Raw genomic sequence first — 13976 nt, 5'->3', positions numbered from 1 at the left:
TTTTTTTGTTTGGTTGTAAATTTATGTTAGTAAATTTGCTCATCTACAGTATTATTTATTATAAGAAGATGCTCGACAAATTTTGCATGGGAAAATATGCTATAATTTAATTAATTCCGTGATGGGAGGGGTGTTTTCTTAAATTACCATGTATCAAAAAGTTTAATTTATTCATGTTTTGTTTACATAAAATGAAAATGGCGAAAGGCTCTTTATGAACTTTATATATTGACGTTTTTCTTTTTTTTTTATAATTTTAAAAAATTATACAATTCAATAAGGGGATGTTTTAATGAAAAAGGTTTTGTTTAACTTGTTTATGTTAGTTATGTTCTGTGTTTCGTTTGTCACAAATTCAGCATTTGCTAGCACAATAATCGGTAGTAAAAATGTAGATGATATGTTAGAACTACTGGGTTTCTCTACAGAGGATATTAGAGACTTAAAAGCAAATAGGTCTGATGTAGCGGATATAAATTTTGAAAACAAAGATGTGAGAAACTTGAAGCTGAAAAAGAAGGATATCTTATTTTTGGCTCATTTTGGATTTACCAAGGAGCGAATTGAAGATTTTACATTAAGTGACTGGGATCATTTTAAGAATATGAAAGAGCCTGAATTAATAGATGTGAACGTTTCATACTTCAAAATCGATGAGAATGATGGAGGACTAATTCCTATCACAAAATATGAGTTTGAGAAAAACAGAAAACAGAGGGATGAATATTATAAAGAAATAGGAAGTAACTCGAACTTCGTAGCAACCTCTTTATGTGATCCAAGAAACACTTGTAAGGGATCGAACTCGTCGTCAATGGTGAAACTAACTGTTGCAGTTACCCGTTCGTCCAAATATGCAATTGTATCCGATTTTGATTGGGTTAACGATTCTAATGAGCGGTATGTTGACTTATTCGGAACTGGACATAAAGAGGCTTTGACTGTAGACTATGAATCAATATTTGGGAGTTGGACAACTAAGTACTATGATAACTATGGTTATGTAGCCGGAAGAACTTCACATTTTAACGGTGCCACATATAAATTTTCTACAGGATATGTCCATAAGCTAGATAGAAATTCTCCTTCCCATCAAGAATTTTGGCAGTATAATGGAAAATGGATCCGTGCACAAGACGATTCGGGATATACGTATGCTGAATTTTCATGGAGTTCCGGAGCAAACTCTTCCGCATATGCTAATTATACTCACATGAAGACGGAATGGAACTCATCGTTTAGTGTGTCGCTGCCGCTAGGAGCGTCAATTTCTGTTTCAGGAACAACAAATTATACACAAATTCCGAATGCTGCAGTTTCTTTTACAAGATGAGATGATACGGTTTCTGTTTGCTGTGAATAGATATGTTGTGAAGGGTGGCGTGCCGTTGAAACGGATTGTCAGTTGTTTTTTGGTGTGTATAATGCTAGTTGGCTGTGGTCATCAGGAGATAAGTTTACAGGTTCGTCATTCGGATGAAAAAAGACAAGGCTTTAGTAAAGAAGAAGTCGAGCGTTTCGTTAGTGAACCGGAAAAAGCGAATACTACCATTAATCGACAGTTAAAAAACAAGGATATTTTGAATTTATTTTTGTTAGGGCTGACGAAAGAAGAGATAAGATACATGAATAGTAAGGAGACGAACTTCTTTACAAATAAAAGTTCGTTAAATAAATGGAATGATCTCGATGAGCAAACGTTGCAGGAGATTTTTAGGAAACAGAATGATCATCAAATCATCCGATGTGATCTTCATAAGCAGATGTTGTGCACCGTATCTACGATTTACTCTATTCATAAAAAGAAAGTGATGGAACTAACTATATCCGTTTCTTTGCTAAATCCAGAAGATTACCGATATGCTGTCGTCTTGTCATACAAGTGGCTTATAGACCCGAAAGAAAAGAAGACGGATTTTTATGGAGTGGTGACGACGGAAAATGCAGTTGTAGATTATCATAAATTTTACAGCTCTTATAAGTCATATCGAGACGCAGCTCGCATTAGCACCAAACATGATAACAAGCCGTATCAGTCTTCCGTTGTTGGTTATATGATGAGAAATTCTTTGAACGAGGAAGACAGTCGACACTTCGGCTATTTGTATGCTGAAATGGTACCTTCAGATCGTACGCATAAATATATTGATGTTGAAGGATTTTATGTACATGATGATAAAAAATGGAAGAAAAGTAACCCGTTTTCCTTTCAAGATGTTCTCGACGCGAATGTGAATGATGCTATGGTGATGTTCAAGTCTCCAATCATCCGAATTGTAATCGAATAAGTTGGGGATAATGTTTTTAACCCGAGGGAACGCTCTTTTTCTTTCCGTGCTTTTTGAAAAACTATTTAGCAACCCGACAACTGAAAGTACTATGAATGTTCGGGTTGGAAAGTGTCGGTATATAGAAAAATATGAATTTTTTAGTTCATCACCACAACATACACTTGACAAATGATGGGCGCTTCTGAATAAGAATGTGAGAATATCATTAATTTGCTGATTGTTTCTCACAAACGTCAGTAGAGAGTGTTGTAAAAAAGTACAACTTTCGGTGAAGAGCCCATTTTTTTGTGCTTTTTATAAACGCCTATGTCGAATGTTCAAGTATAACTTGTAGTGAAGGGATTTCTAATTCACTTATCGTCTTTAGCGAGAAGGTTCCCACTTCAAGAGAATAAGTGGGGGACGGATCGCTTTTTTGTTTCATCACTAAAAATATGGTATCGTGTATTTGATGGACGTCGCTTATGATTCGCAATGAGGAGAGAGAAGCATGGAGAGAAAAATCGTCTTTTTTGATATTGATGGAACGTTGTTAGATCACGATAAACAGCTGCCGCGATCGACATATGAAGCGGTGCAATCGTTAAAAAAGCAAGGAGTATATGTAGCCATCGCAACGGGAAGGGCGCCGTTTATGTTTGAATGGCTGCGAAAAGAGTTAAATATTCAATCGTTCGTCAGCTTTAACGGACAATATGTCGTCTTTGAAGGGGAAGTGATTTACAATCAACCGCTTGATCGGGAACAGCTCGGCGCATTAAAACAAATGGCGCATGCAAACGAACATCCGCTTATTTTTATGGACGCCGACACGATGCGAGCAAGTGTCGCCGATCATCCGTACATTCATGAGAGCATGGGAAGCTTAAAGTTTGCCCACCCGCCTTACGATGAAACGTATGCGGAACATCATGACATTTATCAAGCGTTGTTGTTTTGTAAGCCGGAAGAAGAACAGCCGTATGTGACGTCGTTTCCGACGTTTCACTTCGTTCGTTGGCATGCTGTTTCGACCGATGTATTGCCATATGGTGGCTCGAAAGCAGAAGGGATTAAAAAAATGATTGACGAGCTCGGCATTCGACGCGAACACGTCTATGCGTTCGGCGACGGATTAAACGATACGGAAATGTTGCGTTTTGTCGGGACAGGAGTCGCGATGGGAAATGGGCATGAAGAAGCGAAACGAGCGGCCGATTTTGTGACAAAAGCTGTCGATGAAGATGGTATTTTATTCGGACTACGTCACCTTGGTTTATTAAAATAAAAGGGCTCCGTCATGGAAGCCCTTTTGTTTATTTTACCGTTCGATCGGAATGGCGCCAGCTGGTACGTCGTAAGGGTTTTGTTTATTTATCCGATCGTAAAACATTACGCCGTTTAAATGGTCGATTTCATGTTGAAACACGATCGCTGGAAGCCCTTTTAAGCGCAGTTTCACCGTTTCGCCTTCAAGCGTCGTTCCCGTAACGGTAATGCGCATATAGCGCGGCACGTAACCAGGAATCGATTCGTCTACAGATAAACAGCCTTCTCCGCTCGTTAAATAACACATTTCGACAGAATGACTAACAATTTTTGGGTTAAACAGCGCGTAGCTATATAGCGTGCCTTTTTCATCGGTTACATGTACCGCGATCATTCGCTTCGACACGTTAATTTGCGGAGCAGCCAAGCCGATGCCCGGACGAAGCCCATATTTTTTCGCAACGTCAGGTTGTTGGCTCATTTTCACATATTCCAATAAACTCGCTAAAATGCGGCGATCTTCTTCGGACGGGGGAAGCGGCACTTCTTCCGCGACTTTTCGTAACGTCGGATGGCCATCTTTAATAATATCTTTCATCGTAATCACGTAGCTTTCACTCCTTGCACGCAATATAAACCATTTTTATTATGAATGATTAGCTTTGAAAGTGCAATCGCGAGGTAAAACGTATAAACACGTTGTAAAACAGAAATAATACAGATGCTTAAAAAATAGTATAACAGATTCATAACACAGTTAAAAATTTCTAATTTTCATTTTTATATAGAACGGTGAAAGCAAACTGATTGACGAGCGTTGTCGAACGGTGTAAACTTAAAGTTGTAAAAAAACAGTTGTATTAATACGAATACCTTTGTTCATTAATACAGCTTTCGATACACAACAGTAGTGAAAACAAATCGTTTTGGGCAAATTAAAAGGTGCATCATTTTACGTTTCGAAAGGAAAGGATGAGGTGAACAAAATGGGTAAAAAACCCCTATTTGATGTAAAAAAGCAACTTGAAAAAGTCGCTGAGCAGTATCCGACATTTCAAATTTTAAACGAGGAAGGCGAAGTCGTAAACGAAGCGGCGATGCCTAACTTAACGGATGAGCAATTGAAAGAGCTTATGCGCCGCATGGTATATACGCGCGTGCTTGACCAACGTTGCATTTCGTTAAACCGTCAAGGACGTCTTGGCTTCTATGCGCCAACAGCAGGACAAGAGGCGAGCCAATTAGCGAGCCATTTCGCGCTAGAAAAAGAAGACTTCATTTTACCGGGCTACCGTGATGTTCCGCAAATGATTTGGCACGGTTTACCGCTTTACCAAGCGTTTTTATTCTCGCGCGGTCATTTCCATGGCAACCAAATTCCTGAAGACGTGAACGTGTTGCCGCCGCAAATTATTATCGGTGCGCAAATTATTCAAGCAGCCGGCGTTGCGCTCGGCATGAAAAAGCGCGGCAAAAAAGCGGTCGCAGTTACATACACAGGTGACGGCGGTGCATCGCAAGGCGACTTCTACGAAGGAATTAACTTCGCCGGCGCGTTTAACGCTCCAGCGATTTTTATCGTTCAAAACAACCGTTTCGCGATTTCAACGCCAGTCGAAAAACAATCGGCGGCGAAAACAATCGCGCAAAAAGCAGCGGCAGCTGGTATTCCGGGCATTCAAGTCGACGGTATGGACCCGCTTGCTGTATATGTAGCGGTGCGTGACGCTCGCGAGCGTGCAATTAACGGCGAAGGTCCAACGCTTATTGAGACGCTTTGCTTCCGTTACGGTCCACATACGATGGCAGGAGACGATCCGACACGCTATCGTTCAAAAGAGCTTGAAAATGAATGGGAGAAAAAAGATCCGCTCGTTCGTTTCCGTAAGTTTTTGGAAAAAAAAGGATTATGGAGCGAAGAAGAAGAAAATCGCGTCATCGAACAAGCGAAAGAAGACATTAAAGAAGCGATTAAGAAAGCGGACGAAACACCGAAACAAAAAGTAACCGACTTAATGTCGATCATGTACGAAGAGATGCCTGCGTTTTTAAAAGAACAATACGAAATCTACAAAGAAAAGGAGTCGAAATAAGCAATGGCGCAAATGACAATGATTCAAGCAATCACGGATGCGTTGCGCGTAGAAATGCGCAAAGACCCGAACGTTCTCGTGTTTGGTGAAGACGTCGGTGTAAACGGCGGGGTATTCCGTGCGACAGAAGGATTGCAAGCAGAGTTTGGCGAAGATCGCGTATTTGATACACCGCTTGCAGAATCAGGAATTGGCGGGTTAGCGATCGGTTTAGCGTTACAAGGATTCCGTCCTGTGCCTGAAATTCAGTTTTTCGGTTTCGTATATGAAGTGATGGATTCCATTTCTGGTCAAATGGCGCGCATGCGCTATCGTTCTGGTGGACGTTTCCATGCGCCGATTACTGTTCGTTCACCGTTTGGTGGTGGCGTACATACGCCAGAGTTGCACGCTGACAGCTTAGAAGGGCTTGTTGCGCAACAGCCAGGATTAAAAGTTGTCATCCCATCAACGCCGTACGATGCGAAAGGGTTACTCATTTCAGCCATTCGCGACAACGATCCGGTCATTTTCTTAGAGCATATGAAATTGTACCGTTCATTCCGCCAAGAAGTGCCAGAAGGCGAATATACGATTCCGATCGGCAAAGCGGACGTAAAACGTGAAGGAACAGACGTGTCTGTCATCACGTACGGTGCGATGGTGCACGAGTCATTAAAAGCAGCAGCGGAGCTTGAAAAAGAAGGTATTTCTGTTGAAGTCATTGACTTACGTACCGTTCAGCCGTTAGACATTGAGACGATTATCGCATCAGTTGAAAAAACAGGTCGCGCTGTCGTCGTACAAGAAGCGCAAAAACAAGCAGGTATTGCGGCAAACGTCGTAGCAGAAATTAATGAGCGCGCGATCCTTAGCCTTGAAGCGCCAGTATTGCGCGTTGCAGCACCAGATACGGTATATCCGTTCTCGCAAGCAGAGCCAGTATGGTTACCGAACTTTAAAGATGTGATCGAAACAGTGAAAAAAGTCATGACGTTCTAATGGAGGGGGCATTCCCCTCCACATTTAAGAAACAGGAGGTTGAGATACATGGCATTTGAATTTAAATTACCGGACATCGGTGAAGGAATTCACGAAGGTGAAATTGTCAAATGGTTTGTAAAGCCGGGCGATGAAGTAAACGAAGACGATGTGCTTTGCGAAGTGCAAAACGATAAAGCTGTCGTTGAAATTCCATCTCCAGTCAAAGGAAAAGTATTGGAAATTTTAGTTAGCGAAGGAACAGTGGCGACAGTTGGACAAACGTTAATTAAATTTGATGCGCCAGGATACGAAAACTTAAAGTTTAAAGGCGATCATGGCGATGAGCCAAAAGTAGAAGAAAAGAAAGAAGAAGTCAAACAAGAGCCAGCCGCACAAAGCGTGGAGCCGAAAAAACGCGTCATCGCGATGCCATCTGTGCGCAAATATGCGCGTGAAAAAGGTGTCGACATTCGTCTTGTGCAAGGAACGGGCAAAAACGGCCGCGTATTAAAACAAGATATTGACGCCTATTTAGCAGGTGGCGTAGCACCGCAAGCGGAAGCGCCAAAACAACCGGCAGAAGAAAAAGCTGCGCCAGTTCAAGAACAAAAAGCGGCACCAGCAGCACAACCGGTCGTGCTCGAAGGCGAGTTCCCAGAAACACGCGAGAAAATGAGCGGCATTCGTCGCGCAATTGCAAAAGCGATGGTGAACTCGAAACATACAGCCCCTCACGTCACGTTAATGGACGAAGTCGATGTGACAAAACTCGTTGCGCATCGTAAGAAATTTAAAGATGTCGCAGCGCAAAAAGGCATTAAGTTAACGTTCTTGCCATACGTCGTTAAAGCGTTAACGTCTGCGCTTCGCGAATACCCAGCGCTTAACACATCCATTGACGATGCGACAGAAGAAATTATTCATAAACATTACTACAACATCGGCATTGCAGCGGACACAGATAAAGGCTTGCTCGTTCCAGTTGTTAAACACGCAGACCGCAAATCGATTTTTGCGATCGCAAAAGAAATTAACGAGCTTGCGACAAAAGCGCGCGAAGGTAAATTAATGCCAAACGAAATGAAAGGTGCAACGTGCACAATTACAAACATCGGTTCTGCAGGTGGTCAATGGTTTACACCAGTCATCAATCATCCGGAAGTAGCGATTTTAGGTATCGGTCGCATTTCAGAAAAGCCGGTCGTGCGCGATGGCGAAATTGTAATCGCTCCGGTATTAGCGTTGTCGTTAAGCTTCGATCACCGCATGATCGACGGTGCAACAGCACAAAACGCATTAAATCATATTAAACGTTTATTAAACGATCCTGAATTATTGTTAATGGAGGCGTAATGCGATGGTAGTAGGCGATTTCGCAATTGAAACAGAAACTCTCGTCGTCGGTGCAGGCCCTGGCGGTTACGTCGCAGCGATTCGTGCGGCGCAGCTCGGCCAAAAAGTAACGATCGTTGAAAAAGGAAACCTCGGCGGTGTGTGCTTAAACGTTGGATGTATTCCGTCGAAGGCGCTCATTTCTGCCGGACACCGTTATGAAATTGCGACACACTCGCAAGATATGGGCATTTTCGCGGAAAACGTGAAAGTTGACTTCTCGAAAGTGCAACAATGGAAAGCGGGCGTCGTGAAAAAATTAACAGGTGGCGTAGAAAGTTTATTAAAAGGCAATAAAGTTGAAATCGTGCGCGGCGAAGCGTATTTCGTGGACGAAAATACCGTTCGCGTCATGACGGAAAATAGCGCGCAAACGTACAAATTTAAAAACGCGATTATCGCAACAGGTTCTCGTCCGATCGAGCTGCCAACATTTAAATTTTCAAAGCGCGTGCTTGACTCGACAGGCGCACTCAACTTGTCTGACATTCCAAAGTCGATGGTTGTCATCGGCGGCGGTTACATCGGTACAGAGCTAGGAACGGCGTATGCGAACTTCGGAACGAAAATTACCATTTTAGAAGGGGCAGACGAAATTTTATCTGGCTTTGAAAAACAAATGAGTGCCGTCGTTCGTCGCCGCTTGAAGAAAAAAGGCGTTGACGTCTTCACAAACGCCCTCGCGAAAGGCGTCGAAGAGCGTGAAGATGGCGTCACAGTGACGTTTGAAGTCAATGGCGAAACGAAAACGATCGATGCAGAATACGTGCTCGTTACAGTTGGTCGCCGTCCAAACACAGAAGAAATGGGACTTGAACAAATCGGCGTGAAAATGACAGAGCGCGGTTTAATTGAAATCGACAAACAATGCCGCACAAGCGTGCCAAACATTTACGCGATCGGTGACGTCGTCGCAGGTCCACCGCTTGCGCATAAAGCATCATACGAAGGGAAAATTGCGGCAGAAGCGATCGCAGGTCATCCGTCTGAAATTGATTATTTAGCAATTCCAGCCGTTGTCTTCTCCGACCCTGAATGTGCTTCTGTCGGTTATTTTGAAAAACAAGCGATTGAAGAAGGTATTGACGTCATTACAGCCAAATTCCCGTTTGGCGCAAACGGCCGTGCCCTTGCGTTGAACGAAACAGACGGCTTCTTAAAACTCGTCTTAACGAAAGACGATGGCGTCATTATCGGTGCGCAAATCGTCGGACCGAACGCATCAGATATGATCGCAGAGCTCGGCTTAGCGATTGAAGCCGGCATGACAGCAGAAGATATTGCGATGACGATTCATGCGCATCCAACGCTCGGTGAAATTACGATGGAAGCAGCAGAAGTGGCGCTCGGTAGCCCAATTCATATTATTAATAAATAAAAAAGAGGATGGCTTAGCCGTCCTCTTTTTCATGTTTTTTCCCTTTCGATCATATGATAGTTGTAAGGGGTGTATGAACATGTATATCGTTTTTTTACTTCAACTACTCATTTGGAGCTTATTTTCACTCGTTGAATGGAGATCGGCTCACGATCATTTGATTTTTAAGGCGCTATTGTTTGTCATATTTATGTATGTAGCCTTTTTGCTTGCGCTTCGCTTTCATTTAACGAAAAAGCGCGCATGTTGGACAACCTTGTTGACGATCGCCATTTATTTTCTTTGCCGTGAGCTGTTCTGGGCTTATCGTTTGTAGTAGTACATGATGCGTCCGTTAAATAAATGAAGCTTCCCTGCCATTTGTTTAGCGAAAAATTTACATAGCTCGTTTGCTTTTCCTTTATCGCCGTGCGTCGCTTGTTTCGGCAAGATGAACTCGACCGCCCGATCATGAATGCGGCATTCGATCATATAGTAACGTGCATCTTTTCCGACGAGGATGATGCGGTCTTCGTTTATGACGATATCGTATGGAAAAGCGGACTGTTCGTAGCCCCAGCCGAGCTGTTCGCCTGTTTTGCGGGCGATATCGCGAAATTGTTCAAGCAATTGCTTACATTGTTCTAACGTCACCGTCTCCCATTTTGATGCAGGGACAAGTTCAATGGTAGCTGTATAACCCATTTTGTTCACCTCGACACGTTGAAATCACTTTCATTGTATCACGTACATATGTAAAAAAACAAATAATTGCGAAAATATAAATGATGCGGTATAATGAATGTTAATCTATTAGAAGGAGGGAATCGTATGCACGTATTTGAAAAATTGTATGATGAGCATGAGAAAGTAAAAGTAAGGTTCGTCGGTTTTACGACAAAAGACGTTCGCTACGATTTTGGCATCGTCTATACGAACATGTTTTTTGGCAAGCCGCTCGTCATCTGTATGCAAACAGGCCGCTCAGCTCTCCTCGACCCGAAAGACATCGAAGACCACGATTACTTACAACGAATATTTCGCATCGACACAAAAGAACAAGCTGAAGATTTAGCCGAATTTTTCTCAGACATTTTACCAACGACACCTTATGCTGAACAATATGAGTAAGAGGCGTAAAATACGTCTCTTTTTTTGTTTAAATATGTCATACTAATTCCTATTGACAAAATAAATGTGACATATTATTATGAAATCAGTAAAACGTTTTCAACATTCCAAACGAAAAGGGGTTATCGGGGATGGGTACAATTGTATGTCAAACATGCAATGCGACGATTGATCATTTTGAAGATGAAAAAGTAACGGTATTGTACGGTCAATGTTGTACGTGCGATTGTGAAGACGAGGAATAATAAGCTTTGGGGGATGGGGAGAATATATAGAGAAAAGAGACTGGTTTTCGCCAGTCTCTTTTTTACAAGCGGAGTGCTACACTCCGCTTTTATCGTTTATGATGTTCTTTAATGACGCGCAACGTTTGTAACGTATCGTCTTCCGGGCCTTGCACCGGCAAGCCGACTTCTATATTTTTACGAATGTAGTTTAAGTTCTCTTCCGTAATAATTTCACCGGGAATAAAAATTGGAATGCCCGGTGGATAAACCATGACAAACTCAGCAATAATGCGTCCGGCTGACTCGTCAAACGGCACGACTTCCGTTTCAGCATAAAACGCATCGCGCGGCGTAAGCGCAAGAATCGGAATGTCAGGTAAAAGCACTTTCGGCTTTTTCCCGACTTCTGCTTGATGGCGAAATTCGTTTGATAAGTGGCGAAGCGCATCGACTAATATGTTCGTCTCGCGTTCCGTATCCCCAGGTGTAATAATACATAAAATGTTATATAAATCAGATAACTCCACTTCAATGTTGTAACGTTCACGCAACCATTTTTCTACTTCATAGCCTGTTAGTCCAAGCTCTTTCACAGAAATAATGAGCTTCGTCGGATCGTAGTCAAACGTCGCTTTCGTGCCGATAATTTCTTTTCCGACGCAATATAAATAGTCGATGTCGTTAATTTGTTTGCGCGTTTTATTTGCAAGGCGAATCGCTCGTTCAGCAAGCTCATGTCCTTCTGTCGCAAGCCTTTTGCGCGCCACATCAAGCGAAGCAAGCAGCAAATAAGACGTTGACGTCGTCGTTAACATGCTTAAAATCGCTTGCACTCGCTTTGCCGACACAAGCCCTTCTTTGACGTTTAAAATCGAACTTTGCGTCATCGAGCCGCCGAGCTTATGCACGCTTGTCGCTGACATATCTGCCCCGGCTTGCATCGCAGAAAGCGGCAATTCTTCATGGAAGTGAATATGCACCCCATGCGCTTCATCGACAAGGACAGGAACATGATAGCGATGGGCGATGTCGACGATGCGTTTCAAGTCGCCGGCGATGCCAAAATACGTCGGGTTAATGACGAGCACCCCTTTAGCGTCTGGATGTTGTTTTAATGCCGCTTCCACCGCTTCGGGTGTAATGCCGTGCGAAATGCCGAGCTCTTTATCGATTTCAGGATGAACGAAAATCGGTGTCGCTCCTGAGAAAACGATCGCTGACATGACAGACTTATGCACGTTTCGCGGGACGATAATTTTATCCCCAGGTCCTGCGACGGACATGACCATCGTCATAATCGCCCCGCTCGTTCCTTGAACGGAGAAAAACGTATAGTCCGCTCCAAACGCTTCCGCTGCTAGCTGTTGCGCCCGTTTAATCATTCCTTTTGGCTGATGTAAATCATCAAGCGGACCGATGTTAATTAAATCCATCGCTAACGCATTTTCTCCAATAAAGGAGCGAAACTGCTCGTCCATTCCTGCTCCTTTTTTATGGCCAGGAATATGAAATTGAATCGGATTTTTCTTTATATGCTCTAACAGTCCGGTAAATAACGGTGTTTCATACTGTGACAATTTCGCTGTACACCTCTTTAACTTGGATTTACATAAAACAAAGTGAATTATAGCACTTCTTCATACGTTTGCAAAGATGATTTTTTGTTTAAAAATGAAAGACGGTGTATGTTTCTTCATTTATTGTTTGTGAAGGACTTTTCTTTATGTGTGAAGAATGATAAAAAGTAAAGGGGGAATGGAGTGTGAATTGGAAAACGAGAGTAACGGAGTTGTTAGGCATTCGTTATCCGATTATTCAAGGAGGTTTAGCGTATTTAGCATATGCTGATTTAGCGGCTGCGGTATCGAATGCCGGGGGGCTAGGACAAATTACGGCGATGTCGCTCGGGACGCCTGATGAGCTGCGCGAAGAAATTAAAAAAGTGCGTGAAAAAACGGATAAACCGTTCGGGGTCAATTTTGCGATCGGGCAACATGGGCGTCCGTTTGCGCACATGCTTGACGTAGCGATCGAAGAACAGGTGCCGGTCATTTCGATGACAGGTGGAAACCCTGCGCCGATTTTTGAGCGGTTACAAGGCGTGCCGGTGAAAAAACTTGTGCTCGTAGCCGCCGTACGTCAAGCGGTGAAGGCGGAACAATTAGGCGCAGATGCTGTTATGGTCGTCGGACAAGAAGGGGGTGGACATCTCGGTAAACATGATATCGGGACGTTCGTGTTAGTGCCGCGCGTCGTCGATTGTGTATCGATTCCGGTCATCGCTTCAGGGGGGATCGGAGACGGTCGCGGGCTGATGGCCGCCTTAGCGCTCGGTGCGGAAGGAATCGAGATGGGCACGCGCTTTATTGCGACGAAAGAATGCATTCATGCGCATCCTGTGTATAAACAAATGCTTGTGGAACGCACAGAAAGTGATACCGTCGTCATTAAACGAAGTCTCGGTGCCCCTGCCCGCGCCTTGTTAAACGAGTGGACGGAAAAAATTTTACAGTTTGAACAAGAGGGGAAAGGATACGAACAGTTAAAAGAGTACATTAGCGGACAAGCGAATAAGCGGTTTATTTACGACGGCAATACGGAAGAAGGATTTGCATGGGCGGGACAAGTGATCGGGCTTATTCGCGATGTACCGAGCGTGGACGAACTTTTTACGCGCATGATCAACGAGGCGGAACAAATTCGCACACGTTGGGCAAACTAAAACAGAGAGCAAACAAAGAAAGGTGAACATCATGAAATATGCGTATCCGATTGATTACAGCTGGTCGACAGAAGAAATCATTGACGTTATTAAATTTTACGAAGGAATTGAACAAGCGTACGAACAAGGCATTGCGCGAGAACAGCTGATGAACTTATATCGTCGCTTTAAACAAATCGTCCCAAGCAAAGCGGAAGAACGAAAACTGTGCGACGAATTTGAGAAAGTAAGCGGCTATTCGCCATATAAAACGATGAAAAAAGTAAAAGAGTTGTCCAACGGAGATATTGTGAACATGTAAAGTTGCATATCCCCTTTCCGTTACATAGTATGTAAAAAAGAAAATATTCAAAAAAAGACTTCAAAACGGAAGGGGTGCACGATATGCGAAAAACTGCCGATGGATTGAAAAGAATGGATGGAGAACGACGAATCAAAGTATTAAAGCTCGAAGTAGACTACGAATTAGCCACCCTTTATGAAGCGATGTTAGAAAATAACGAAGCGAAAAAAAATGAATGTAAACGAAAATTAGAAAAATTACGCCAAGAA

General features: G+C 43.0%; 15 protein-coding genes. 12 read left to right on the top strand and 3 right to left on the bottom strand.

Going from position 1 to position 13976, the window contains the following annotated elements; genetic code table 11:
• Positions 1 to 292: 292 nt before the first annotated feature.
• From V7Z64_RS07510 to V7Z64_RS07500, 3 genes are all read left to right on the top strand, one after another.
• Positions 293 to 1333 carry a hypothetical protein gene (locus V7Z64_RS07510; RefSeq protein WP_297991370.1) on the top strand — a complete coding sequence of 347 codons (1041 nt, stop codon included), beginning with the start codon at positions 293 to 295 and terminating at the stop codon, positions 1331 to 1333.
• Between the two features lie 49 nt (positions 1334 to 1382).
• The gene (locus tag V7Z64_RS07505; RefSeq protein ID WP_297991368.1) at positions 1383 to 2288 is read left to right on the top strand and encodes a hypothetical protein; all 906 of its coding nucleotides are present in this window, start codon (positions 1383 to 1385) and stop codon (positions 2286 to 2288) included.
• Between the two features lie 493 nt (positions 2289 to 2781).
• The gene (locus tag V7Z64_RS07500; protein ID WP_297991366.1) at positions 2782 to 3558 is read left to right on the top strand and encodes a Cof-type HAD-IIB family hydrolase; all 777 of its coding nucleotides are present in this window, start codon (positions 2782 to 2784) and stop codon (positions 3556 to 3558) included.
• A gap of 33 nt (positions 3559 to 3591) precedes the next feature.
• Here V7Z64_RS07500 and def read toward each other — a convergent pair whose 3' ends face one another.
• Entirely contained in the window at positions 3592 to 4146 is a 555-nt protein-coding gene (def, locus tag V7Z64_RS07495) for a peptide deformylase (protein ID WP_297991364.1), read from the bottom strand.
• Positions 4147 to 4525: 379 nt separating this feature from the next.
• On the opposite strand from def, the gene pdhA reads away from it, so the two are divergent.
• The 5 genes from pdhA to V7Z64_RS07470 all read left to right on the top strand — a co-directional run bounded on the left by pdhA (position 4526) and on the right by V7Z64_RS07470 (position 9681).
• On the top strand, positions 4526 to 5632 hold the full coding sequence (gene pdhA / locus V7Z64_RS07490) for a pyruvate dehydrogenase (acetyl-transferring) E1 component subunit alpha (RefSeq protein ID WP_297991362.1): 1107 nt from the start codon (positions 4526 to 4528) through the stop codon (positions 5630 to 5632).
• A 3-nt stretch (positions 5633 to 5635) separates the two neighbouring features.
• Positions 5636 to 6613, top strand: coding sequence for an alpha-ketoacid dehydrogenase subunit beta (locus tag V7Z64_RS07485; protein WP_003396595.1), 978 nt, complete (start codon positions 5636 to 5638; stop codon positions 6611 to 6613).
• 48 nt (positions 6614 to 6661) lie between these two features.
• Positions 6662 to 7948 (top strand): dihydrolipoamide acetyltransferase family protein, encoded by a 1287-nt coding sequence (locus V7Z64_RS07480; protein ID WP_297991360.1) that lies wholly within the window; start codon positions 6662 to 6664, stop codon positions 7946 to 7948.
• Between the two features lie 4 nt (positions 7949 to 7952).
• Positions 7953 to 9365 (top strand): dihydrolipoyl dehydrogenase, encoded by a 1413-nt coding sequence (gene lpdA / locus V7Z64_RS07475; protein WP_297991358.1) that lies wholly within the window; start codon positions 7953 to 7955, stop codon positions 9363 to 9365.
• A gap of 79 nt (positions 9366 to 9444) precedes the next feature.
• Complete coding sequence (locus V7Z64_RS07470) at positions 9445 to 9681, top strand: hypothetical protein (protein ID WP_297991356.1); 237 nt, start codon at positions 9445 to 9447, stop codon at positions 9679 to 9681.
• Here the strand turns inward: V7Z64_RS07470 and V7Z64_RS07465 are convergent.
• Entirely contained in the window at positions 9669 to 10049 is a 381-nt protein-coding gene (locus V7Z64_RS07465) for a DUF1885 family protein (RefSeq protein ID WP_297991354.1), read from the bottom strand. The genes V7Z64_RS07470 and V7Z64_RS07465 overlap by 13 nt on opposite strands.
• Positions 10050 to 10175: 126 nt before the next feature.
• On the opposite strand from V7Z64_RS07465, the gene V7Z64_RS07460 reads away from it, so the two are divergent.
• Positions 10176 to 10475 carry a DUF3055 domain-containing protein gene (locus V7Z64_RS07460; protein ID WP_003395200.1) on the top strand — a complete coding sequence of 100 codons (300 nt, stop codon included), beginning with the start codon at positions 10176 to 10178 and terminating at the stop codon, positions 10473 to 10475.
• A 131-nt stretch (positions 10476 to 10606) separates the two neighbouring features.
• Positions 10607 to 10720: a GapA-binding peptide SR1P gene (locus V7Z64_RS07455; protein WP_003395198.1), complete on the top strand. Its 114-nt coding sequence runs from the start codon at positions 10607 to 10609 to the stop codon at positions 10718 to 10720.
• An 89-nt stretch (positions 10721 to 10809) separates the two neighbouring features.
• Here the strand turns inward: V7Z64_RS07455 and V7Z64_RS07450 are convergent, their stop codons facing one another.
• Positions 10810 to 12279 (bottom strand): aminotransferase class I/II-fold pyridoxal phosphate-dependent enzyme, encoded by a 1470-nt coding sequence (locus tag V7Z64_RS07450; RefSeq protein WP_297991351.1) that lies wholly within the window; start codon positions 12277 to 12279, stop codon positions 10810 to 10812.
• A 185-nt stretch (positions 12280 to 12464) separates the two neighbouring features.
• Here V7Z64_RS07450 and V7Z64_RS07445 point away from each other — a divergent pair, with 185 nt between their 5' ends.
• Both V7Z64_RS07445 and V7Z64_RS07440 read left to right on the top strand, forming a co-directional pair.
• On the top strand, positions 12465 to 13424 hold the full coding sequence (locus tag V7Z64_RS07445) for an NAD(P)H-dependent flavin oxidoreductase (RefSeq protein WP_297991349.1): 960 nt from the start codon (positions 12465 to 12467) through the stop codon (positions 13422 to 13424).
• A gap of 31 nt (positions 13425 to 13455) precedes the next feature.
• On the top strand, positions 13456 to 13725 hold the full coding sequence (locus V7Z64_RS07440; protein ID WP_003395192.1) for a UPF0223 family protein: 270 nt from the start codon (positions 13456 to 13458) through the stop codon (positions 13723 to 13725).
• The last annotated feature ends 251 nt before the right edge of the window (positions 13726 to 13976 follow it).

Origin of the sequence: Anoxybacillus sp. (assembly GCF_036834105.1) — a bacterium.
Taxonomy (GTDB): domain Bacteria; phylum Bacillota; class Bacilli; order Bacillales; family Anoxybacillaceae; genus Anoxybacillus.
The sequence above is the reverse complement of the archived record's forward strand: the minus strand, read 5'-3'. Positions and strand labels throughout refer to the sequence as shown.